Consider the following 23,380-nt stretch of genomic DNA (forward strand, 5'->3'; position numbering starts at 1 on the left):
CCGTGCTTACCATCTACAACACGCTGAGCAAAACGAAGGAAACCTTCAAGCCGCTGGATGGCAACAAGGTGCGCATGTACGTGTGCGGCATGACCGTGTACGACTACTGCCACCTGGGCCATGGCCGCAGCATGGTGGCCTTCGACCTGGTCACCCGCTGGCTGCGCAAGAGCGGCTACGAGCTGACCTACGTGCGCAACATCACCGACATCGATGACAAGATCATCAACCGGGCCAACGAGAACGGCGAAAGCTTCGATGCCCTGACCGCCCGCATGATCGACGCGATGCACGAAGACGAGCGCCGCCTGAACATCCTGCCGCCGGACCAGGAGCCGCGTGCCACCGACCATATCGCCGGCATGCACGCGATGATCCAGACCCTGATCGACAAGGGTTATGCCTATGCCCCAGGCAATGGTGACGTGTACTACCGCGTCGGCAAGTTCGTCGGCTACGGCAAGCTGTCGCGCAAGAAGATCGAAGACCTGCGCATCGGTGCCCGTATCGAGGTCGACGAAGCCAAGCAGGACCCGCTGGACTTCGTGCTGTGGAAGGGCGTCAAGCCGGGCGAGCCGAGCTGGGAGTCGCCATGGGGCCCGGGGCGTCCGGGCTGGCACATCGAGTGCTCGGTGATGTCCACCTGCTGCCTGGGTGAAAGCTTCGACATCCACGGCGGCGGTAGCGACCTGGAGTTCCCGCACCACGAGAACGAGATCGCCCAGAGCGAGGCGGCCACCGGCAAGCAGTACGCAAACGCCTGGATGCACTGCGGCATGATTCGTATCAATGGCGAGAAGATGTCCAAGTCGTTGAACAACTTCTTCACCATTCGCGACGTGCTCGAGAAGTATCACCCGGAAGTGGTGCGCTACCTGCTGGTGGCCAGCCACTACCGCAGCGCGATCAACTACTCGGAAGACAGCCTGCGCGACGCCAAGGGCGCGCTGGAGCGCTTCTACCACGCCCTGCGTGGCTTGCCACGGGTGGCGGCCAAGGGTGGCGAAGAGTTTGTCGAGCGCTTCAGCGTGGCCATGAACGACGACTTCGGCACCCCCGAAGCCTGCGCCGTGCTGTTCGACCTGGTGCGCGAGATCAACCGCCTGCGCGAAAGCGACGTGGAGGCTGCTGCCGGCCTGGCAGGTCGCCTGCGCGAGCTGGGTGACGTGCTGGGTGTGCTGCAGCTGGAAGCCGATGACTTCCTGCGTGCAGGGGCCGAAGGCAAGGTGGATGCCGCTGAGGTCGAGGGCTTGATCCAGGCGCGCCTGCAGGCGCGTGCGGACAAGAACTGGGCCGAGTCCGACCGCATTCGCGACCAGCTGACCGCCATGGGTGTGGTGCTGGAAGACAGCAAGGGTGGGACTACCTGGCGTCTGGCCGACTGATCGATGTCATTGGGGCTGCTGCGCAGCCCATCGCCGGCAAGCCAGCTCCCACAGGAACCGCGCAATACTGAAGAACTGCGCAGTCCCTGTGGGAGCTGGCTTGCCGGCGATGGGCCGCATAGCGGCCCCAGCTTCTATTTGGCTAGCCCGGCGAGCGGGCAGTGCAGTACCAGCCTCGCCCCACCCAGCTCGCTTTCCCCCACTTCCAGCCCGAACCCATGCAGGTCGACGATCGCCGCAACGATCGACAACCCCAGCCCGAACCCCGCATGGCGGTGGCCTTCATCGCTACGGTAGAAGCGCTTCAGCACTGCCGCACGTTCCTCTTCCGGAATACCCGGCCCGCTGTCCTCGATGGCCAGGTGCAGCCCTTTGTCGTCCTGCGTCGCCGCTATCCGCACCAGCCCACCCTCGGGCGTGAACTTGATGCCGTTGCCCACCAGGTTGGCCAGTGCCTCGAACAGCAGTTCGCGGTCACCATGCAATGCCGGCAGTTCGGCCGGCTGCTGCAGTTCCAGGCGGATGCCGCCATCTTCTGCCAACGGCAGGTAGAAGTCGTGCAGCTCGACCAGCAACTCGTGCGGGTCAAGCTGGACGAAACCGGCCCGCCGCTGGCGGTCTTCCAGTTCGCTGATGCGCAACAACCCGCGAAAACGCGCCATCAGGGTGTCGGTTTCGCTAATGGCCTGGTCCAGTGCCTCGGCCTGGGTGGAGTCAGCGTCACTTTGCTGGCGAATGCGGTACAGCTGGGCGCGCAGGCGCGTGAGCGGGGTGCGCAGGTCGTGGGCGATGTTGTCACACACGCCCTTGACCTCGTGCATCAGCCGCTCGATGCGGTCGAGCATGGCGTTGACGATGGCTGCCAGCATGTCCAGCTCGTCGCGCCGGGCCGACAGCGGCAGGCGGTGGGTAAGGTCACCGGCGACGATCAGTTCGGCCTGGGCCTGGATCGCGCGGATGCGCTTGAGTGGGCGGCGCCTCAGCAGGTACCAGCCGGCAAAGCCCGGGATCAGGGTCAGCGAGATCCCCCAAAGCAGGGCATGCAGGATGATCCGGGTGACCACGAACAGCGAGCCGTTGTCGCGCACCAGCACCAGCCAGCGGCCATCTTGCACCTTGATCGCCACCGCGTCGCAGCTGTCACGCGGCATGTGCGGGTCGTCGGCGTCCAGGCAGCGCTTGAGTTCGTGAACCTTGCCGTCCAGCCCCAGCTCTGGCGGGATGGCGCGAATGCGCCCGCCGATCGGATTGAGCTGGTTGTCGAACAGGCCGTAGGCGTCGAAGCTGCGTTCCTCGAAGGCCTGGCTGGCGACCAGGGCGTCGTCCAGCTGTTTGCCGCTCATGTGCGCGAACAGGTGCTGGCGCTGCAGCATCGAATGGCGGGTGAGTTTGTTCAGGTAGCTGGACACCTCGAAGTACAGCTCCCCCATGAGGATGCTGCTCCAGGCCACGAACAGAAAGCTGTACAGCGCCAGCAGGCGGCTGGTCGAGGAGCTCCAGCCCTTAGACGGGTTCAGCAATGGCATAGCCGGAGCCCCGTACCGTACGGATCAGCGGCGACTGGCCGGGCGAGTCGATTTTCTTGCGCAGGCGACCGATGTGTACGTCGATCAGGTTGGTGCCCGGGTCGAAGTGGTAGCCCCAGACTTCCTCGAAAATCATCATCCGCGTGATCACCTGGCCGCTATGGCGCATCAGGTACTCCAGCAGCTTGTATTCGGTGGGCAGCAGGTTGAGGGTCTGTTCGCCACGGCGGGCTTCGTGGCTGATCAGGTCCAGTTGCAGGTCGGCGACCTGAAGGCGGGTCTGGGTCATGGGTACGCTGTTGCGGCGCAGCAGCACTTCGACCCGCGCGGCCATCTCGTCGGAGGCGAACGGTTTGGTCAGGTAGTCGTCACCCCCGGCACGCAGGCCGCGCACCCGCTCGTCGACGTCGGAGAGGGCGCTGATCATCAGGATCGGCGTGGCAATCTTGAGGTTGCGCAGCGTGGTGACGATGGTCAGGCCATCGACCTCGGGCAGCATGCGGTCCAGGGTGATCAGGTCGTAGCCGCCGGCAATGGCCTTGGCCAGGCCTTCACGGCCATTGTCGGCCCAATCCACCTCAAGGCCGTGGCTGGTAAGTTCGGCGACGATTTCCTGGCCGGTGACGGCGTCGTCTTCGATAGTCAGTACGCGAGGCATGCTGGTTCCCGGGCATCTATTGGAGACTTGATTGTGCCAAAGAATAGCCAAACGGCGATTTAAGAAAAATTCATCTGGCGCGTTTTGCCTGCCCTGGCCCTATCGCCGGCAAGCCAGCTCCCACAGAGACCCCACAGGCCCCGAAGGCAGCGCAGTACCTGTGGGAGCTGGCTTGCCGGCGATAGGGCCCTGAGGGATACAAAGCAACCCTCTAGCGTGCGCCGATACCCTCGGCATGCATGATCTGCGCAATGATCGGCACCGGGGTCATCAGGTGCGAGCGCATCATGGCACTGGCGCGCTTGGCGTCCCGGGCCAGAATCACTTCCACCAGAGCCGCATGCTCCTGGCGCTTGAGCTCCAGGGCCTGTTCGGAAAACACCGTCTGGGTCAGCCACAGGTGCCGGTAGCGCTCGGCCTGGTCGAACAGGTAAGTGCGCGCCTGCAGCAGGTGCTTGGAGCCGCAGCCCGAGGCAATGGCCGTGTGGAACGCCTTGTGCCGTTCGTCCCACACATCCAGGCGCTGCTCGCGGGTCTTCACTTCCACCACCTTGGCCAGGGTATGCGAGTGGGCCAGTACCGACGCCTCCCAGGCGTCGTCGCCACGCTCGATGGCCAGGGTGATGATCATCGCCTCCAGGTTGGCGCGGGCATCGTAGATGTCGTTCATCTCGTCCAGCGACATGGGCGCCACACGGTAGCCCTTCTGGCTGATCGCGTTGACCAGGTGCTCGGCCACCAACTGCGACAGTGCTTCGCGCAGCGGGCCCACGCCCAGGTCGTAGCGCTCCTTCAGGGTGCTCATCAGCAGCTTTTCGCCGGGTTTGAACACGCCGCGGATGATGTCCTTCTTGAGCCTCTCATACCCGCTGAATGCTGAGTTTTGTCGGGGGGCGAGCGCTTCCAAGGTCCTGTTCCTCAAACGGTTTTGACGATCATACCGAAAGCGTTCGCCGGCGAAAAACAATGGACAAAAATACATTCTGTCTTTGAAAAATAAAAATGTAGACATTTTGCGTTTATGGCGATAATTTTAGCTCGCCCGCACTGATCCAGGTCATGCCCGGACGGCGCTACTCATTTTTTCTGCCAGGACACTGCCATGAACGCTTTTACGCAGATCGACGAACTTGTGATGCCACTGCCGCTCGAGCCGCGTGGTTACACCATCGCCCCTTCGAAACAGTCGCCGCGCCTGCTTGAGCTCACCTTTGCCCGCGAAACGGTCGAAGCGTTCGTCCAGGCTGTTGCCCAGTGGCCGGTGCAGGCGCTGGAGTACAAGTCGTTCCTGCGCTTCCGGGTTGGCGAGATCCTCGACGAGCTGTGCCAGGGCACCCTGCGGCCGGTGCTGCTCAATACCATCCTCAACCGCGCCAGCGGCGGCATGCTGATCACCCCGGTCGGCCTGGATGACGTGAGCCAGGCCGAGGACATGGTCAAGTTCACCACCGCCTGCGCACACCTGATCGGCCGCTCCAACTACGACGCCATGAGCGGCCAGTTCTATGCCCGCTTCGTGGTGGTCAACACCGACAACTCCGACAGCTACCTGCGCCAGCCGCACCGGGTCATGGAGCTGCACAACGACGGCACCTTCGTCAACCAGATCACCGACTACGTGCTGATGCTGAAGATTGACGAAAAGAACATGGAAGGCGGCAACTCGCTGCTGCTGCACCTGGACGACTGGGAGCAGTGCGACGAATTCTTCCGCCACCCGCTGGCCCGTCGCCAAATGCGCTGGACCGCACCGCCGAGCAAGAAGGTGTCCGAAGATGTGTTCCACTCGGTATTCGACACCGATGCCGAAGGCCGCCCGACCATGCGCTACATCGACCAGTTCGTGCAGCCGGAAAACTACGAGGAGGGCATCTGGCTGAACGCCTTGTCCGAATCGCTGGAAGGCAGCGAGAAGAAGCTTTCGGTACCGGTCGGTGTGGGTAGCTTCCTGCTGATCAACAACCTGTTCTGGCTGCATGGCCGCGACCGCTTCACGCCGCATGAAGGCCTGCGCCGCGAGCTGATGCGCCAGCGCGGTTACGTGGCCTTCCCCAAACCGCTGTACCAGCGCGGGCAATAATGACAGGGCGCGGGGCGGGCGCCCGCCCTCGCGTCTTTGCACAAAACGATGCCACCAGGGCCCGCGCGGGCCTTGGTGAGCCAGTCAGGCAATGCCTGCGTGTGAGGTAAGGCTGTGTACGATTTCATCATCATTGGCGGTGGCATTGTGGGCATGTCCACGGCCATGCACCTGATCAAGGTCTACCCGGATGCGAAGATTCTCCTGCTGGAGAAAGAGTCCGGCCCGGCCCGCCACCAGACCGGCCACAACAGCGGCGTGATCCACGCCGGCGTGTATTACACCCCCGGCAGCCTCAAGGCGCGCTTCTGCCTGGAAGGCAACAAGGCCACCAAGGCTTTCTGCACCCAGCACGGTATCCGCTTCGATGAATGCGGCAAGCTGCTGGTGGCTACCAACGACCTGGAAATGCAGCGCATGAAGGCGCTGTGGGAGCGCACCGCGGCCAATGGCCTGGAGCGCTACTGGCTGTCGGCGGCCGAACTGCGCGAGCGCGAGCCCAATATCGTTGGCATGGGCGGCATCTTCGTGCCCTCCAGCGGTATCGTCAATTACGCTGAAGTGACTGCGGCCATGGGCGCCGAGTTCCAGCGCGCCGGCGGTGAGATCCGCTATGGCGCCGAGGTGGTTGGCCTGCAGGAGCTGGCCAGCGAAGTGGTCGTGCGCACGCGTGGTGACCATCATGACGATGAGTTGCGCAGCCGTTTCCTGGTGACCTGCTCGGGCCTGATGGCCGACCGCGTGGTGAGCATGCTGGGCCTGCGGACCGAGTTCGTCATCTGCCCGTTCCGTGGCGAGTACTACCTGCTGCCCAAGCAGCACAACCAGATCGTCAACCACCTGATCTACCCGATTCCCGACCCGTCCATGCCGTTCCTGGGGGTGCACCTGACTCGCATGATCGACGGCACCGTGACCGTTGGCCCCAACGCCGTGCTGGCAATGAAGCGCGAGGGTTACCGCAAGCGTGATGTCAGCCCAGCCGACCTGTTCCAGACCCTGACCACCCCCGGCATCCTCAAGGTGCTGGCGAAGAACTTCCGCCCAGGCCTGATCGAGATGAAGAACTCGCTGTTCAAGGGTGGCTACCTCAAGCAGGTCCAGAAATACTGCCCGAGCATCACCAAGGCCGACCTCACGCCTTATCCGGCCGGCGTGCGTGCCCAGGCCGTATCGCGTGACGGCAAGCTGATCGACGACTTCCTGTTCGTCAACACCGCTCGCAGCGTCAACGTGTGCAACGCACCGTCGCCGGCCGCTACCTCCGCCATCCCGATCGGCGCGTACATCGTCGACAAGGTATGCGAGCAGGTTGGCCGCCAGGGCGGCAGTTTCCCCAAGGCCGACCTGGCGCCTCGTCAGCGGGCTGCCGGCTGACCTACCCGTAATACGCCCTGCGGTTTCGTTTTCCTCAACCCGTACTGCCCCACTCACCATCTGGGGCAGGGCGGGCTTTTTCGCGCCTGCGTCGGTGACGTGCAAGCCGGCGGCCCCAGCGTGGGCATGACAAAAACAACAAGGTAGCGCCATGCAAACCCACAAGAACAATTTGAGTCATGGATTGAAATCCCGGCATGTCACCATGCTGTCCATTGCCGGCGTGATCGGTGCCGGCCTGTTCGTCGGCTCCGGCCGTGCGATTGCCGAGGCAGGGCCCGCCACCATCCTGGCCTATATCCTGGCCGGCGCGCTGGTGGTGCTGGTGATGCGCATGCTGGCCGAAATGGCCGTTGCTTCACCGGACACCGGTTCGTTCTCTACCTATGCCGACCTCGCCATCGGCAAATGGGCCGGCTACACAATCGGCTGGCTGTATTGGTGGTTCTGGGTACTGATCATCCCCATCGAAGCCAATATCGCCGCCACCATCATCAATTCCTGGGTCCCGCAGCTGGAGATCTGGGTCTTGTCGTTGGTGATTACCCTGTTGCTGACCGCCACCAACCTGTTCAGCGTGAAGAACTACGGTGAGTTCGAGTTCTGGCTGGCGTTGGTCAAGGTGGTGGCCATTGTCGGCTTCATCGCGCTGGGGGTATGCGCCATCTTCGGCCTGCTGCCAGGCTCCGGTGTCAGCGGCGTGTCGCGCCTGTGGGACAGTGGCGGCTTCATGCCCAACGGTTTTGGTGCGGTGCTGAGCGCCATGCTGATTACCATGTTCTCGTTCCTCGGCGCCGAAGTGGTGACCATTGCCGCAGCCGAATCGGATGAAGCGGGCAAGCATATTTCCAAGGCCACCAACTCGGTGATCTGGCGGATCACGCTGTTCTATATCCTGTCGATCTTCATCGTCATCGCGCTGGTGCCGTGGACTGACCCGCGCCTGGCCACCGAAGGGTCCTATGTCACGGTGCTGGACACCCTGGGCGTGCCGAATGCCAAGGCGATCATCGACTTCGTGGTGCTGACGTCGGTGACCAGTTGCCTCAACTCGTCGCTGTATACCGCTTCGCGCATGGTCTACTCGCTGAGCCGCCGCGGTGATGCGCCGGCCTGCGCCCAGGTGACCAGCCGCAGCGGCACCCCCGTGGTGGCTGTACTGCTGTCCACAGGCGCAGCTTTCCTGGCGGTGATTGCCAATTACCTGGTCCCGGCCAAGGTGTTCGGCTTCCTCATGGCAAGCTCCGGCGCCATTGCCCTGCTGGTGTACCTGGTGATCGCCGTTTCCCAGCTGCGCCTGCGTCAGCGCCTGACTGCACAGGGCAAGACGTTGGGCTACCGCATGTGGCTGTTCCCATGGCTGACCTGGGGCGTGATCCTGTTCATCAGCGGCGTGCTGGTACTGATGCTGTTCCGCCCGGATCACCGTCTGGAAGTAGTATCGACCATGGTGCTGGCGGTACTGGTGGTGTGTTCGGGCCTTCTGGTCACACGACGCCGGGCGCGCGAGGCGGTGGTTGGCAGCGTAGGGCAGGGCGCTTGAGTCGCTCGGCCTGAAGACAGACGAGCAAGTCGCATCAGGCTGTGAGAGGATGTCCGCCATCACAGCCAGGACCCCGAACGCAGCCTGATGAAGACACCCAAAAGAATCGAACCCCTGATCGAAGACGGCCTGGTCGACGAAGTACTACGGCCGTTGATGAGTGGCAAGGAAGCCGCCGTGTATGTCGTGCGCTGTGGCAGCCAGGTGCGCTGCGCCAAGGTTTATAAAGAAGCCAACAAGCGCAGTTTCCGCCAGGCTGCCGAGTACCAGGAAGGCCGCAAGGTTCGCAACAGCCGTCAGGCCCGGGCCATGGCCAAGGGCAGCAAGTACGGCCGCAAGGAAGCCGAAGACGCCTGGCAGAACGCCGAAGTGGCGGCGCTGTTCCGCCTGGCCGGCGCTGGCGTGAGGGTTCCCAGGCCCTACGATTTCCAGGACGGCGTGCTGTTGATGGAGCTGGTGACCGATGCCGACGGTGACGCGGCCCCGCGCCTGAACGACGTACACCTCGAAGCCGAGGAAGCCCGGGCGTACCATGCCTTTGTCATTCGCCAGATCGTGCTGATGCTGTGTGCCGGGCTGGTGCACGGCGACCTGTCGGAGTTCAACGTGCTGCTTGGCCCGGACGGGCCGGTGATCATCGACTTGCCGCAAGCGGTGGATGCAGCGGCCAACAACCATGCCTTCAGCATGCTGCAGCGCGATGTGGCCAACATGGCCCATTATTTCGGGCGCTTTGCGCCGGAGCTGAAAAGTACCCGGTATGCGCAGGAAATGTGGGCCTTGTACGAGGCGGGCGAACTGCGCCCGGACAGCCCACTGACGGGGTTGTTCGAGGATGACGAGCAGGCGGCTGACGTGGCCGGGGTGATGCGCGAGATCGATGCGGCCCGGCTGGATGATGCGCGCCGGCGAGCCGCGCGGGCCGAGGCTGAGCATGGGGCGGCCAGGGCAGAGGAGCCTGCGCCGCCCTGGCTTCAGTAAAATGTTGCCTTGAGGGCTGCACAGTTCTCTGTAGGAGCAGCCTTGTGCTGCGAAGAGGCCTGCAAGGTAACACATCACCTTCGGCTTTAATGGCCCCTTCGCAGCACAAGGCTGCTCCTACAGGACCTGCGCATGCCTTGAAGGCAAGGCCAGGGCTTGCCAGCGATAGGGCCATTGCAGGCTTGTTGCTGTTGACGCAAGACAATATCTCGTCATCCGGCCTTTTCACTGGCGCGCGACAGGCATAAGGTATACGCCGTTCAAATTCCCTGGAGCTGTCATGTCCAACCAATTCCCGTCCGTTCGTCCACGCCGCCTGCGCCAGAACGAGTCCCTGCGCACGATCTTCCAGGAAACCGAGTTCCGCCTTGAAGACCTGATCCTGCCGATCTTCGTCGAAGAGGGTATCGATGACTTCGTGCCGATCACCAGCATGCCGGGCGTCAACCGCATTCCCGAGAAGCTGCTGGCCCAGGAAATCGAGCGCTATGCCCGCGCTGGTATCAAGTCGGTGATGACCTTTGGCGTTTCGCACAACCTGGACGCCGTCGGCAGCGACACCTGGAACGAAAACGGCCTGGTCGCGCGCATGTCACGCATCTGCAAGGACACCGTGCCGGAAATGGTGGTGATGTCCGACACCTGCTTCTGCGAATACACCAGCCATGGCCACTGCGGCGTGCTGCACGACCACGGCGTGGACAACGACGCCACCCTGGCCAACCTGGGCAAGCAGGCGGTCATCGCCGCTGCTGCCGGTGCCGACTTCATTGCCCCGTCGGCGGCGATGGACGGCCAGGTCCAGGCCATCCGCAGCGCGCTGGATGGTGCCGGCTTCCACGACACCGCGATCATGGCCTATTCCACCAAGTTCGCCTCGTCGCTGTATGGCCCGTTCCGTGAAGCCGGTGGTACCGCGCTGAAGGGCGACCGCAAGAGCTACCAGATGAACCCGATGAACCGCCGCGAAGCCGTGCGCGAGTCGCTGCTCGACGAGCAGGAAGGCGCCGATGTACTGATGGTCAAGCCGGCCGGTGCCTACCTCGACGTGATCGCCGATATCCGTGCCGCCTCGCGCCTGCCGCTGGCGGCGTACCAGGTGAGCGGCGAGTACGCGATGATCAAGTTCGGTGGCCTGGCTGGCGCCATCGATGAAGGCCGGGTGGTGCGTGAAAGCATTGGCGCGATCAAGCGTGCCGGTGCCGACCTGATCCTCACCTACTTCGCCATGGACCTGGCCCGCGAAGGCATCTGACCGCGAGCCGTTGCCCATGCAAGCCGCTGCCATCGCAGCGGCTTTTCTTTACCTGCGCCGCAACCGGTGAGGAAAAACACAAAAAAACCGTAAGCGCTGAATTATTTAGTGTCCCGTTGTATCTCATCCCTTAGAGCATTCATCGACAGGGATACGGACATGAAACCTCGCAAGAAAAGCATCCAGCCAATCGGCCTGAAGGACATCACCATCGTCGACGACGGCAAGATGCGCAAGGCAATCACCGCGGCGGCACTGGGCAATGCCATGGAGTGGTTCGACTTCGGCGTCTACGGCTTCGTCGCCTACGCCCTGGGCAAGGTTTTCTTCCCCAATGCCGACCCAAGCGTGCAGATGATCGCGGCGTTGGCCACGTTCTCGGTGCCGTTTCTGATCAGGCCTCTGGGCGGGCTGTTCTTCGGTGCCTTGGGCGACCGGTTCGGGCGGCAGAAAATCCTCGCTGCGACCATCGTGATCATGTCGCTCAGCACCTTTGCCATCGGCCTGATACCGTCCTATGCCAGCATCGGTATCTGGGCGCCGATCCTGTTGCTGCTGGCCAAGATGGCCCAGGGCTTCTCGGTGGGGGGCGAGTACACCGGCGCGTCGATCTTCGTCGCCGAATATGCCCCGGACCGAAAACGGGGGGTTCTCGGCAGTTGGCTGGACTTCGGCTCGATTGCCGGGTTCGTGCTGGGTGCCGGTGTGGTGGTGTTGATCTCTACGGTGCTGGGTGAGGACAAGTTCCTCGAATGGGGTTGGCGCCTGCCGTTCTTCCTCGCCTTGCCGCTGGGCATCATCGGCCTGTACCTGCGCCATGCCCTGGAGGAAACGCCGGCTTTCCAGCAGCATGTCGACAAACTGGAGCAGGGCGACCGCGAAGGCCTGGCGTCCGGGCCCAAGGTGTCCTTCAAGGAGGTCGCCACCCAACACTGGCGCAGCCTGGTGACCTGTATCGGTGTGGTAATCGCCACCAACGTCACCTACTACATGCTGCTCACGTACATGCCCAGCTACCTGTCGCACAACCTGCACTACAGCGAAGACCATGGCGTGCTGATCATCATCGCGATCATGGTCGGCATGCTGTTCGTGCAGCCGATGATCGGGCTGCTCAGCGACAAGTTCGGCCGCCGACCGTTCATCATCGTCGGCAGCGTCGGCCTGTTCGCGCTGGCTATTCCGGCATTCATGCTCATCAACAGCGGCGTACTGGGGGTGATCTTTGCCGGGCTGCTGATCATTGCCGTGCTGCTGAACTTCTTCATCGGCGTGATGGCCTCGACGCTACCGGCAATGTTCCCCACGCATATCCGCTACAGCGCCCTCGCCAGCGCCTTCAACATCTCGGTGCTGATCGCCGGCCTCACCCCGACCATCGCCGCCTGGCTGGTGGAGAGTACTGGCAACCTGTACATGCCGGCCTATTACCTGATGGTGATCGCCGCCGTGGGGCTGGTCACCGGCCTGACCATGAAGGAAACCGCCAACAAGCCGCTGCGCGGCGCGGCACCGGCAGCATCGGATATCGAGGAAGCGCGTGAGCTGCTGCAGGAGCACCACGACAACATCGAACAAAGGATAGAGGACATCGATGCGCAGATTGCCGAACTGGAGGCCAAGCGCAAGTTGCTGGTGCAGCAGCACCCGCGCATCGAGTGATCAGTGTGGCATGTAGCCACGCTGCCATGTTCGTGGAATGAACCGCGAGACCAGGGCCAGCACGCAGGCCAGCGAGCAGCTGCCGGCTAGCGCCTGCAGGCCCAGGTGGTGCTGCAGCCAGGCACCCAGCGCGGCGCCCAGCAGCATGCCGGCCCAAGGCACCAGTTGCACCCGCCAGCCATTGCGCCGCTCGCCCAGCAGCCAGCGCCCCAGCCCACGACCGAAGCGTGACAGGGCGCCGGTGACGTAGGTCAGGCCGATGGGCAGGCCGTTCACCTGTTCGACCACGGCGTTGATCATGCCCATGGCCAGTGTGGCGGCGAGCAGCGCGGGCAAGGTCGCTGCCAAGGGCCATGCGGCTGCAAAGCCCAGCAGGGCGGCGACCACCAGCAGCACCGGCCAGGCCCGACGACGGAACGCGCGCGCCAGCAGCACGCCCAGGGCGTTGCCGATGACGAAGCTCAGCACTGCAGCACTCAGGCGCAGCACCAGGGCCAGGTCCGCATCGCTGATGGCGACGGCCAGACGCGTGGTGTTGCCACTCATGAATGACACGAAGTCGCCCAGCGCCAGCAGGCCGATGGCATCGGTCATGCCGGCCAGTACGGACAGGCCGGCGACCAGGCCGAGGCCGACACGACCACGCAGAATCTGCAGGCGCAGCCGCTTGGCAGTGCGCGCGGGGAGGGTGTTGGGCAGCATCCTCGGGAACTCAGCGAGGCATTTCGCGGGCCAGGGTGCTCTTGATCGTGCGCTCCACCACATCGACCAGCACCATTGTCTGGTGGTCCACTTCGATGTTGAGCAGTTCGCCGGCCTTGTAGCTGGGGAAGGTGGTCTGGCGCAGGGTTTCCGGGATCAGGTTGATGGTGATCACGTTGTCCTCGGCATCGGCTACGGTCAGGCTGCAGCCGTTGACCCCGATGAAGCCGCGCGGGAACACGTACTTGCCCCATTCCGCTGGCATGCGGAACTTGATGAAGGCGCCGGTTTCCTTGATCGACAGCTCGACGATTTCGGCGGTGGTGGCGATGTGGCCGGCCATCAGGTGGCCGCCGACTTCGGCGTTCATCTTCGCCGAGCGTTCGATGTTGACGCCCTGGCCGGCCTTGAAGTTGCGCAGGTTGGTGCGCTCGAGGGTGGCGGTCATGGCGTCGAACCTGACCTGGGTGCCGTTGATTTCGGTGACCGACAGGCAGGTGCCTTCGACACTGACGCTGGCGCCGATCTTCAGCTCGTCGAGCAATTCCGGGGTGAGGTCTATGGTGAACTGGTTGTGGCCCGGGTAGGTGGTCACATCAAGCAGAGGGCGGACGGCCTGGACGATGCCGGTGTACATGGAGTTGCTCCTGGGCACGGAAAAGAAAACTTCCGAACGCTATGCCCGTGGAGCGGTAAAAGCAAGCCAGCCATTGGTCAGGATACTGGAAACCCACAGGAGTCGCGTGGCTGCCGTTCAGAGCTTCACCGGCGAAGGCAATGGGGCAAATCCAACTCAGACATGCCCACTGCTGTTGACGATCCGCAGGCACAGCGCCTCATACGGGTCCAGGTTCACCATCAGCCGCCCATCCTCGGTCAAATCCCCTTCGACCGTTTCATTGATCATGTCCACCACCGGCCCCGGCGTGAACCCGGTCAGTTGCAGCTCCTCGGCAATCACTTCCTGGCCAAAGTTCAGCGCAGTGATCTGGATGCCACGCCCGGCCGGCAGCTCATGCACCATCACCAGCAAGCCGGGGCTGCTGACTTCGGGCACCAGCACCTGGCGGCTGGTGGCAATGCCATAGGCCTGGCGCACCGCCAGCAGCTTCTTCACCTTGCAGGCAAACGAATCGCCGTTCTCCAGCTGGCTGTCCAGGCTGCCATACAGCGCCCGGGCTCGGGGCATGCCACGCACAGACGTCTGGGCCTGCGGCTCCAGCCCGGCCAGGTCGTAGCCGCCGCGGTGAATCCAGCGGGTATCGCCATCCAGCATCCGCTGGGCGACCGCTTCGGCTGGCAAGGGCAGGGCGCCTACCAGGTCCCAGCCGGACAGCGCCACCACACCCGGCTGCATGGCGTTGTACATGACCAGCAGCAGGTGCACCTTCTGGATCAGCTCGATTTCTGCCACCCCGATCTGCCCAAGGTCGCGGATACCCAGCGCGGCAGCGATCAGGCTGGCCGTGGTACAGGCTATGCCATTGGTGACGAAGCGCAGGTTGTATGGTGCATGCTCGCCCGACAGCCGTTCGTAGATCTCTTCGCGGATGTGCTCGCGCAGGATGCCGCCGGGCAAGGTCTGGCCTTTGTACAGGTACATGTCGTGGGCATGCAGGGTCCAGAAATGCACCAGCTCCACGGTCAGCTCGTCGTGGTTCTGCAAGGCATGGATCAGCGAGGCCGGGTCGATGCCGAAAGCATGCATCTCCTTGAGCATCAGGCGCAGGAACTCGGTGTCGCCAGTCAGCAGCGCATGCTGGTAGGCCGGCCGGGTAATGAAATCGTAGGACAGGTCGGCACCGCCCCTGGACATCTGCGCGATGTCGTCGAGGGTCAGGTTCAGTTCCTGGAAGCTGAAACCGCCGGCCTTGCGGATCATGCCGCCGATCAGTTGGTTGCCGACGATCGACAGCGGGTGGCTTTCCGACCAGGCAGTGCCGCTGGCGCGGGTCTCCACACCGAGAAAACCGTTGGCATCCAGGCGCAGGCCACGTGCACCCAGGCAGTCCAGGGCGTGCAGGGCATCGCCAATGATCATCTGCTGGGCGGCGAAGGTCGGGTCCAGCCAGTTCAGCGATGGCTGGCCTTCCTTGAAGTAGTGCAGGTACACCCAGCGCCGGGTCTTGCCATCTACACCGGTCACCGGCGGCGTGGCGCTCCAGTCGGTTTCCTTCACACCTGGTTCGAAGAAGATAACCCGTTGCAGCTGGCCGACGATGTAATGGCGGGCCTTGAGCTCGTCGCACTGGGCCGGCAGCAGGTTGACCGCGTCGCGCCCGGCAGGCACTTCGGGCAGCAGCGGCCAGTCTTCCTCGCGGATTTCGACCATGTGGTACAGCCCCGGATAGGGACCGTAGGCCAGCTCGGCCAGGCGAAAGTCGGCGCCCTTGCCCGTGTGCGAGGGGATCAGGTCGTCGATGGTCACGGCGTTGTGCGCGGCGGCCATGCGGCTCATCTGGATCAGCTCCTGCTCGCTGCCGTACAGCGGATCGATGTCGAAACTGATGCGGTCGAAGTTGCCGTCCACGCTGGGGGTGAGTTCACGGCCACGAATGCCGCCGGATAACTTGATCGGGCCGGTGTGCAGGCCCTGAATGCCGATCTCCGACAAACGCTTCCACAGCGCCTCGTGGCCCAAGGCGCCAAGCACCGAACAACCTTCGGGGGCGATGATGGCATCGGGGTAGACGGTCAGCCAGACCGAAGCGATTTCAGTGGCGCGGCGGGGCTGCGCTTCGGCGTAGGGCTGTTGCCACAGGCGCGACTGGCCCGAGTACAGGTGGGTGCGTTGCTGGGAGGCCTTGAGCATGGCGCGGTCTTCGAGCCATTTGACGTATGACGGGTCGGGTTGGGTCATTTCGCGTCCTCTTTGCGTGTCGGCAGCGGCTCAGGTTATGACGGCTGTGGCGGCTGATCGTTCGGCTTGAGATTGCTTTTGGCTGTTTCGCGGGCGCGCCCGCGAAGAAATTCCCACTGATCAAGGTTTGCGAATACGCAACTACCGTATGGGCTTGCTGATTTGTTTGCCAGCCTGAGAGGCGACCTCCAGTGCTTGGCCGTCCCGTTGCTTGCCTTGCCGAGCCAGGCCTTCGAGCTGCGGAATCAGCATGCCCTCCGGCAAATGACGCCAGAACCGCCCGGGCATGTGCAAGCGCAAGGCGTCGGGGTTGAGGCGGGCGGGGTTGAAGGTATGACGATAGTAGGTGCGCCATAATTCGGCACCAGGGTCTTCGGCGTTGCGGGCCCATTGGCGCCAGGGTTCGGGGCACTGTCGCTGGTAGTCGAATGCCTGGCCATCGAAGCGTATGCCGTCGTGGGCCGTGGCAATCATCCAGCGCAAACGCCCCAGGCGGTCGGCGAAATGCCCACTGGCGCTTTCGAGAATGTCATGCGCCGGCTCGTGATAGGCCACCAGGTCGAGTTGCAGCTGTTCAGCCAATACTTCGGGTAGTGGTACGAAGCGTACAAACGCATGCAGGTGGTGTGCTTCGCGATTGACCTGCTTGATCCGTCTATGCAGCTCACTGCCCAATCGGTCACCCGGCAGCATTGCAGTGCGGTCGCCATGGGCCACCCGCCACAGTACCTCGTAAAGCAGGTTCCAGCGGTGCTCGCCACGGTAGCGGGCCGCCTGTTCCAGCTGGCCGAGCAGCGCCGCAGGCACTTTGGCGCGAAAGGGACCGGAGCCTTCCGGCAGCGCTGTCGGTACGGCCAGCAAATCAGCCACCGGCCCTTGCGCCCAGGTGACCTCCGACGGGTCGATGCCATGCCCCAACAACACCCGGGCCTGGTCACGCCAGGTGGCGAACAGGCCGTCGCAATCGAGCGCGATCATCCCCACAAACCCATCTGCACCGGGGCCTGCGGCTCACGCAAGCGCGCCCTCAGCAGGCCGCTGCGCAGTTCGGCCTGGGGCGGGCGGTAGTCGCTGGTGACAATGAATGGCCGCGCCTTGTCCAGCACGCAGCGCAACTGGATCAGGTCATCGTACCGAATGCGCCGTTCGCGTCGCAGGGCTACCAGGCGCTGCACGCTGCGCAGGCCGATGCCGGGGATGCGCGCCAGTAGCGCCGGCTCGGCACGGTTCACATCCAGCGGGAACACGTCGCGGTTGGCCAGCGCCCAGGCCAGCTTGGGGTCGATGTCCAGTGCCAGGTTGCCGCTCTGGCCCAGCAGCTCGCCGGCCTTGTAGCCATAGCCACGCAACAGGAAGTCAGCCTGGTACAGACGGTGCTCGCGCAGCAGCGGTGGTGCGGCCAGGGGGACGCTGCCGGGGCTGTCAGGGATGGGGCTGAAGGCGGAGTAGTACACACGCTTGAGGCCGTAGCCTTGGTACAGCGATTCGGCATTGCGCAGCAGTGTGCTGTCGTCGGTGCTGTCGGCCCCGACGATCACCTGGGTGCTTTGCCCGGCCGGGGTAAAGCGCGGCGCCTTGGGTTCGTGGGCCACAGCTTGCTGGCCCTGGTGGATCACGCCCATGGCCTGGCGAATCGTGTGCGCCTGTTTTTCCGGTGCCAGGCGTTTCAGGCTGGCGTCGGTCGGCAGCTCGATGTTGACGCTGAGCCGGTCTGCCAGGCGCCCTGCCTCCTCGATCAGCAACGGGTCGGCATCGGGGATGGTCTTGAGGTGGATGTAGCCACGGAAGTCGTGCTCTTCGCGCAACAGCCGCGCCACACGGACCAGCTGCTCCATGGTGTAGTCCGCCGAACGGATGATGCCGGAGCTGAGGAACAGGCCGCTTATGCAGTTGCGCCGGTAGAAGTCCAGGGTCAGCCGGACCACTTCCTCGGGGCTGAAGCGTGCGCGTGGCACGTTGCTGGATCGGCGGTTGACGCAGTACTGGCAGTCGTAGAGGCAAAAGTTGGTCAGCAGCACCTTGAGCAGCGATACGCAGCGCCCATCAGGGGTGTAGCTGTGACAGATGCCCATGCCATTGGTAGCACCCAGCCCATCAGCCCCGCGCGAGTTGCGTTTGGGCGCGCCGCTGCTGGCGCAGGATGCGTCGTACTTGGCAGCATCGGCAAGGATGCCGAGTTTGGCGATGAGTTGCATGGGTCTGACCTGTGATACTGAATATTCATACAGTATTTTGAGACGTGACGGATTGCAAGTGATTGTGCACTAGCCACGCCCGACCAAATCCGTCATCTAAGCTTGTGGCTGACTTACGGATAGCAACGAGGCAAGGGGGAGGTTATGAGGATCACCATCAAGCCGGTACTGGCGCTGACCGGGCTGGCCTTGGCATTCGGCATGCTCGATGCCCAGGCCGCGGAAACCAGAAGGGTCGATGTCATGCTGGTGGGCGGCGGCATCATGAGTTCAACCCTGGCCGTCTGGCTCAATGAGCTGGAGCCGGGTTGGTCGATGGAAATGGTCGAGCGCCTGGACAAGGTCGCCGAAGAAAGCTCCAACGGCTGGAACAACGCTGGTACCGGCCACTCGGCCCTGGCCGAACTGAACTACACCCCGGAGAAGGACGGCAAGGTCGATATCAGCAAGGCGGTGGAGATCAACGAGTCGTTCCAGGTCACCCGTCAGTTCCTCGCCTGGCAGGTCAAGCAGGGCGTGCTGAAGAACCCGCATTCCTTCATCAACACTACCCCGCACATGAGCTTCGTCTGGGGCGACGACAACATTCGCTTCCTGAAGAAGCGCTACGAGGCGCTGCAGGCCAGTCCGTTGTTCAAGCCCATGCAGTACTCCGAGGACCACGAGCAGATCCGCAAGTGGGTACCGTTGATGATGGAGGGCCGCGACCCCAACCAGAAACTGGCCGTGACCTGGACGCCGATCGGCACCGACGTCAACTTTGGCGAGATCACCCGGCAATACGTGGGCTATCTGCAGACCCGGCCGAACTTCGACCTCAAGCTGTCGACCGAAGTGCAGGCGATCACCCGCAACGACGACGGCTCCTGGCATGTCGAATACAAGAACCTCAAGGACGGCAGCAATGCGGCCACCGACGCCAGGTTCCTGTTCATCGGCGCAGGTGGTGCAGCGCTGCCACTGCTGCAGAAGTCGGGTATCGAGGAGGCCAAGGACTATGCCGGTTTCCCGGTCGGTGGTTCGTTCCTGGTCACCGACAACCCGGCCATCGCCCAGCGTCACATGGCCAAGGCCTACGGTATCGCCGCCACCGGCGCACCACCGATGTCGGTGCCGCACCTGGACACCCGTGTGCTCGATGGCAAGCGCATGATCCTGTTCGGGCCGTTCGCCACCTTCTCGACCAAGTTCCTCAAGCAGGGCTCGCTGCTTGACCTGTTCGCCAGCGCCAGTGTGCACAATGCCTGGCCGATGGTAAGGGTTGGGGTGCGCGAGTTCGACCTGGTGCAGTACCTGATCGGCCAGGTGCTGCAATCTGACGATGACCGTTTCGAAGCGTTGCGCACCTACTTCCCCGAGGCGAAGAAGGAGGACTGGCGGCTGTGGCAGGCGGGCCAGCGGGTGCAGATCATCAAGAAGGACGAAGCATTGGGTGGTGTGCTCAAGCTCGGCACTGAAGTGGTGACGTCCAAGGATGGCAGCATTGCAGGATTGCTGGGTGCTTCGCCTGGCGCCTCGACCGCGCCGCCGATCATGCTCGATGTGCTGAGCAAGGTGTTCAAGGACAAGATGGCATCGCCGCAGTGGCAGGCGAAGATCAGGCAGATCATCCCGTCCTACGGCATCCGCCTTAACGACCACCCGGACCAGGTGCAGAAGGAGTGGGCATACACCAACGAGGTGTTGCAACTGAATCCTCCCGAGGGCGCCGTTACGCCGTAGCAAAGTACCATGCGGCGACCACCTCGATGCCTGCTTCGCACAGGCGCCGTGCAATGTGGTCGCCGATGAAGCCGGCCACACCGGTAATCAGTACGGGCATGCTGGCTGCACCTGGCCGCGGCCGATGCCGTAGTAAGTCAGGCCGGCGGCGGCCATGTGCTCGGGTTCGAACAGGTTGCGCCCGTCGAACACCACCCGGTCGGCCAGTTGTTGCGGCACCTTGTCCAGGTTGAGCACGCGATATTCCTGCCATTCGGTGACGATCACCAGGGCATCGGCGCCGCGCAGCGCGTCGTCCTTGCACGGTACCAGTTGCAGGTCGGCGCGGGCGCCATAGTGCCGCTGGATTTCCTCCATGGCCTGCGGGTCATGGGCCTGCACCCGCGCGCCGGCGGCCCACAGCGCTTCCAGCAAGACTCGGCTGGAGGCCTCGCGAATGTCGTTGGTATTGGGCTTGAACGACAACCCCCACACGGCGAAGACCTTGCCTCGCAGGCCGCGTGGGTAGTGGCGTTGGATCTTGCCGAACAGCCGGTTCTTTTGCTGCTCGTTGACCGATTCCACCGCACGCAGCAACTGTGGTTCGAAGCCCTCGGCCTCGGCGCTGCGGCGCAGGGCTTGCAGGTCCTTGGGGAAGCATGAGCCGCCAAAGCCGCAGCCGGCATAGATGAAGTCGTAGCCGATGCGCGGGTCCGAGCCGATGCCGCGGCGCACCAGTTCGATGTCGGCGCCCAGATGCTCGGCCAGGTTGGCGATTTCGTTGATGAACGAGATCTTGGTCGCCAGCATGCAGTTGGCCGCGTACTTGGTCAGCTCGGCGCTGCGCGCGTCCATCACCATCAGTTTTTCGCGGTTGCGGCTGAACGGCAGGTACAGCTCGCGCAGCAGCTCTACTTCGGCGGGTTCCGCGCCACCGATGATGATGCGCTCCGGGCGCATGCAGTCATCGACCGCCGAGCCCTCCTTGAGGAACTCGGGGTTGCTGACGACGCGGAAGCGGCTGGTATCGGCCACGGCCTGGGCGATGCGCGCCTTGATGCGGTGCACCGTACCAACCGGCGCGGTGGATTTGTTGACGATCAACTTGGGGCCATCGGCATGTTCGAGGATGCTGTCGACCACGGCGAACACGTGCTTCAGGTCGGCGCTGCCATCGGCCTGAGGCGGGGTGCCGACGGCAATGAACTGCACCTTTGCGTAGTTGGCCGCTTCGCTGGCGTCGGTGGTGAAGCGAAGGCGACCGCACGCCAGGTTCTTCTCCAGCATCGGCGCAAGGCCGGGCTCGAAGATCGGGCAATGGCCTGCATTGAGGCTGGCGACCCGCTCGGCGTCGACATCCATGCACAACACCGAATGGCCCACCTGGGCCAGGCACACTGCCTGGGTGAGGCCGACATAGCCGGTACCGAAAACCGTGACCTTCATCTGACAGCTCCTTGGCGAGAAAGCTGAAAAAAAATGTCACATCGTTGTTTAGAAATTGTTACTCGCGCAGGCGGCTGCCTCTTGGGCGACGTTCCACAGCTGTTGGCGAAACCAGCGGCGCAGGGGGTCGGCGTGGGTGCGTTCGTGCCAGATCTGCATCACCTCGATCGCTGGCAATGTCAGCGGCAGCGGGTACATGAGCAGGTCGTCGTCACGTTCGACGGCTTCGGTGGCCAGTGAGCGCAGGCAGGTGAGCAGCAGATCGGTGCCGCGCAGCAGGCGCATGGGAGCCAGGAAACTCGACAGGCCAGCCACGACCCGCCGTTGCATGCCCTGGCTGCGCAAGGCGCGGTCGACCAGGCCATCGAGGTCGCCGGTGAGGGTGGTAAGCAGGTGGTCGCTGGCAAGGAAGGTATCGAGGTCCAGGCCGTTTTCCAGGCCTGGATGGCTGCGCGAGGCCAGCACTACCAAGGGTTCACTGAGCAGGCGCTGTTGGTGGAAGGTTTCCGGCAGGTCGGTGTAGAACCCGGCAACGGCCAGGTCACAGGTGCCTTTCTCCAGTTCTTCGCGAGGCAGCAGACCGCGGGTGTTGCAGGTGACCAGCGTCAGGTTCGGTGCCTGGCTACGCAGGATCGGCAGCAGCCTGGGCAACAGGGTCTGCTCCACATAATCGGTGCTGTACAGGTGCAGTCGGGCAGGGCGGGCGAGGAAGTCCTGCCCTTCGCAGCGCTCATAAAAACCTTCCAGGCCCACGACCAGGCGTTCTACCTCAGGCGCCAGTTCGTGGGCGCGTGGCGTCGGGGTCAGGCCCCTGGGCGCGCGCACGAACAGCGGGTCGCCAAACTGATGGCGCAGCTTGTTGAGTTTGTGGCTTAGGGCCGGCTGGCTCAGCGCCATGCGCTGGGCGGCGAAGGTGGCGTTGCGTTCCTGGTACAGCACATGGAACAGGTACAGCAGGTTGAAGTCCTTGTTGGAGATATTCATTTTCTGGATCACAGGCATGAGAGCTTTCGAATTATCGAATCATAGCCTTGCCGTTAGCATGAACGCATCCCCGCCAACATGAGCGGACAGCTCTATTTGCCTGATCAGGAGATTGTTGCATGACCAAGATGTCCCGGCTTGCCCTGGCTGTTGCCAGCACCCTGCTTGCCACCGGCGCCCACGCTGCGGCAAAGGGAGAGGTGCTGGTGCTGTTGTCCAGCGAGCACCAGTTGCCCCTGCAGGACGGCAAGCGCTACGCCACCGGCTACTACCTGAACGAATTCGGCGTGCCTGCCGACCAGTTACTCAAGGCTGGCTACAAGCTGGTGCTGGTTACCCCCAAGGGTAATGCCCCGAGTGTCGACCAGCGTTCGATCGACCCGAGCTACTTTGCCGGCGATGCGGTGGAGATGCGCCGGATCGAGAAGGTCGTGCAAGGCTTGCCGGGCATTGACGATACCCTGTCGGTGAAAGAAGTACTGGCAGGTGACCTGGGCCGCTATGCCGGGCTGTTCATCCCCGGCGGCCATGCGCCGTTGATCGACCTGGCCAACAACCCGGACGTGGGCGCCTTGCTGCGGCATTTCCATCAAGCCGGCAAGCCTACAGCCGCGATCTGCCACGGCCCCATCGCCTTGCTCTCGGCCCAGCAGGACCCGGCCAGCTACCAGTCGGCGCTGGCGCGTGGTGAAAAGCCGGCAGCCACCGACTGGTTGTACAAGGGCTACAAGATGACCATTTTCTCCGACCCGGAGGAGCAGGTATTCGAAGGTTCGCTCAAGGACCAGCGGCTGCTGTTCTACCCGGCCAACGCCATGGCAATGGCAGGGGGCGACATGGGCTACGCCAAGGCCTGGCAACCCAATGTGGTGGTGGACCGCGAACTCATCACCGGGCAGAACCCGTTCTCGGACAAGGCGCTGGCCAAGGTATTGCTGGAAAAGCTGGCTCAGCAGGCAAAGGCCTCTGGCCAGGGCATCTAGACTTACACGTGGCCTGCAAAAGCAGAGGGGGCGCCTTGATGG

At 63.3% G+C, this 23,380-nt stretch carries 19 protein-coding genes and 1 pseudogene; 9 read left to right on the top strand and 11 right to left on the bottom strand.

Translation table 11 applies throughout. The annotated features are described in order from the left end of the window. The first annotated feature begins 2 nt into the window (after nt 1-2). Entirely contained in the window at nt 3-1,385 is a 1,383-nt protein-coding gene (gene cysS, locus IMX18_RS09605; protein ID WP_039614231.1) for a cysteine--tRNA ligase, read from the top strand. A gap of 134 nt (nt 1,386-1,519) precedes the next feature. On the opposite strand, the gene IMX18_RS09610 is transcribed toward cysS, so the two are convergent. From IMX18_RS09610 to csiR, 3 genes are all read right to left on the bottom strand, one after another. Further along, nucleotides 1,520-2,911, bottom strand: a complete 1,392-nt coding sequence (locus IMX18_RS09610; RefSeq protein ID WP_217190123.1) for a sensor histidine kinase — start codon at nt 2,909-2,911, stop codon at nt 1,520-1,522. Beyond that, nucleotides 2,889-3,569: a response regulator transcription factor gene (locus IMX18_RS09615; protein WP_013972905.1), complete on the bottom strand. Its 681-nt coding sequence runs from the start codon at nt 3,567-3,569 to the stop codon at nt 2,889-2,891. Before IMX18_RS09615 ends, IMX18_RS09610 begins: the two co-directional genes overlap by 23 nt. Nucleotides 3,570-3,780: 211 nt before the next feature. Then, the gene (gene csiR / locus IMX18_RS09620) at nt 3,781-4,476 is read right to left on the bottom strand and encodes a DNA-binding transcriptional regulator CsiR (RefSeq protein WP_015270630.1); all 696 of its coding nucleotides are present in this window, start codon (nt 4,474-4,476) and stop codon (nt 3,781-3,783) included. A gap of 195 nt (nt 4,477-4,671) precedes the next feature. Between csiR and glaH the strand changes: the two genes are divergently transcribed. The 6 genes from glaH to proP all read left to right on the top strand — a co-directional run bounded on the left by glaH (nt 4,672) and on the right by proP (nt 12,467). Next, nucleotides 4,672-5,649: a glutarate dioxygenase GlaH gene (glaH, locus tag IMX18_RS09625; RefSeq protein ID WP_015270629.1), complete on the top strand. Its 978-nt coding sequence runs from the start codon at nt 4,672-4,674 to the stop codon at nt 5,647-5,649. 114 nt (nt 5,650-5,763) lie between these two features. Next, complete coding sequence (lhgO, locus tag IMX18_RS09630) at nt 5,764-7,026, top strand: L-2-hydroxyglutarate oxidase (protein WP_003260140.1); 1,263 nt, start codon at nt 5,764-5,766, stop codon at nt 7,024-7,026. A gap of 151 nt (nt 7,027-7,177) precedes the next feature. Then, complete coding sequence (gene gabP, locus IMX18_RS09635; RefSeq protein ID WP_023661037.1) at nt 7,178-8,569, top strand: GABA permease; 1,392 nt, start codon at nt 7,178-7,180, stop codon at nt 8,567-8,569. Between the two features lie 87 nt (nt 8,570-8,656). Then, complete coding sequence (locus tag IMX18_RS09640; RefSeq protein ID WP_015270627.1) at nt 8,657-9,550, top strand: PA4780 family RIO1-like protein kinase; 894 nt, start codon at nt 8,657-8,659, stop codon at nt 9,548-9,550. A gap of 280 nt (nt 9,551-9,830) precedes the next feature. Then, nucleotides 9,831-10,805 (top strand): porphobilinogen synthase, encoded by a 975-nt coding sequence (gene hemB, locus IMX18_RS09645; protein WP_013972900.1) that lies wholly within the window; start codon nt 9,831-9,833, stop codon nt 10,803-10,805. Nucleotides 10,806-10,964: 159 nt separating this feature from the next. Continuing rightward, the gene (gene proP, locus IMX18_RS09650) at nt 10,965-12,467 is read left to right on the top strand and encodes a glycine betaine/L-proline transporter ProP (protein WP_217190122.1); all 1,503 of its coding nucleotides are present in this window, start codon (nt 10,965-10,967) and stop codon (nt 12,465-12,467) included. Here proP and IMX18_RS09655 read toward each other — a convergent pair whose 3' ends face one another. The 5 genes from IMX18_RS09655 to IMX18_RS09675 form a co-directional block, all read right to left on the bottom strand. After that, nucleotides 12,468-13,169 carry a YoaK family protein gene (locus tag IMX18_RS09655; RefSeq protein WP_013972898.1) on the bottom strand — a complete coding sequence of 234 codons (702 nt, stop codon included), beginning with the start codon at nt 13,167-13,169 and terminating at the stop codon, nt 12,468-12,470. It abuts the gene before it with no gap. Between the two features lie 10 nt (nt 13,170-13,179). Then, nucleotides 13,180-13,806 carry a riboflavin synthase gene (locus IMX18_RS09660; RefSeq protein ID WP_015270625.1) on the bottom strand — a complete coding sequence of 209 codons (627 nt, stop codon included), beginning with the start codon at nt 13,804-13,806 and terminating at the stop codon, nt 13,180-13,182. A gap of 156 nt (nt 13,807-13,962) precedes the next feature. Continuing rightward, nucleotides 13,963-16,029 (bottom strand): maltose alpha-D-glucosyltransferase, encoded by a 2,067-nt coding sequence (gene treS / locus IMX18_RS09665; protein ID WP_015270624.1) that lies wholly within the window; start codon nt 16,027-16,029, stop codon nt 13,963-13,965. Nucleotides 16,030-16,170: 141 nt separating this feature from the next. Beyond that, the gene (locus IMX18_RS09670) at nt 16,171-17,013 is read right to left on the bottom strand and encodes a TIGR03915 family putative DNA repair protein (protein WP_013972895.1); all 843 of its coding nucleotides are present in this window, start codon (nt 17,011-17,013) and stop codon (nt 16,171-16,173) included. Further along, nucleotides 17,004-18,224, bottom strand: a complete 1,221-nt coding sequence (locus IMX18_RS09675) for a putative DNA modification/repair radical SAM protein (RefSeq protein ID WP_013972894.1) — start codon at nt 18,222-18,224, stop codon at nt 17,004-17,006. Before IMX18_RS09675 ends, IMX18_RS09670 begins: the two co-directional genes overlap by 10 nt. A 144-nt stretch (nt 18,225-18,368) precedes the next feature. On the opposite strand from IMX18_RS09675, the gene mqo reads away from it, so the two are divergent. Continuing rightward, nucleotides 18,369-19,946 (top strand): malate dehydrogenase (quinone), encoded by a 1,578-nt coding sequence (mqo, locus tag IMX18_RS09680; RefSeq protein WP_023660582.1) that lies wholly within the window; start codon nt 18,369-18,371, stop codon nt 19,944-19,946. Nucleotides 19,947-19,962: 16 nt separating this feature from the next. Here mqo and IMX18_RS09685 read toward each other — a convergent pair. From IMX18_RS09685 to IMX18_RS09695, 3 genes and pseudogenes are all read right to left on the bottom strand, one after another. Continuing rightward, nucleotides 19,963-20,046: pseudogene (locus IMX18_RS09685) on the bottom strand (NAD-dependent epimerase/dehydratase family protein); the annotation flags it as partial. After that, nucleotides 20,034-21,371: a UDP-glucose dehydrogenase family protein gene (locus IMX18_RS09690; protein WP_100413557.1), complete on the bottom strand. Its 1,338-nt coding sequence runs from the start codon at nt 21,369-21,371 to the stop codon at nt 20,034-20,036. The gene IMX18_RS09690 and the pseudogene IMX18_RS09685, both read right to left, overlap by 13 nt. Before the next feature lie 48 nt (nt 21,372-21,419). Beyond that, on the bottom strand, nt 21,420-22,355 hold the full coding sequence (locus tag IMX18_RS09695) for a LysR family transcriptional regulator (RefSeq protein WP_217190121.1): 936 nt from the start codon (nt 22,353-22,355) through the stop codon (nt 21,420-21,422). Nucleotides 22,356-22,474: 119 nt separating this feature from the next. On the opposite strand from IMX18_RS09695, the gene IMX18_RS09700 reads away from it, so the two are divergent. Next, entirely contained in the window at nt 22,475-23,338 is an 864-nt protein-coding gene (locus IMX18_RS09700; protein ID WP_061304585.1) for a type 1 glutamine amidotransferase domain-containing protein, read from the top strand. Nucleotides 23,339-23,380 lie beyond the last annotated feature (42 nt).

This window comes from Pseudomonas shirazica (assembly GCF_015168335.1).
In the GTDB taxonomy this organism is placed as follows: Bacteria; Pseudomonadota; Gammaproteobacteria; order Pseudomonadales; family Pseudomonadaceae; genus Aquipseudomonas; species Aquipseudomonas asiatica.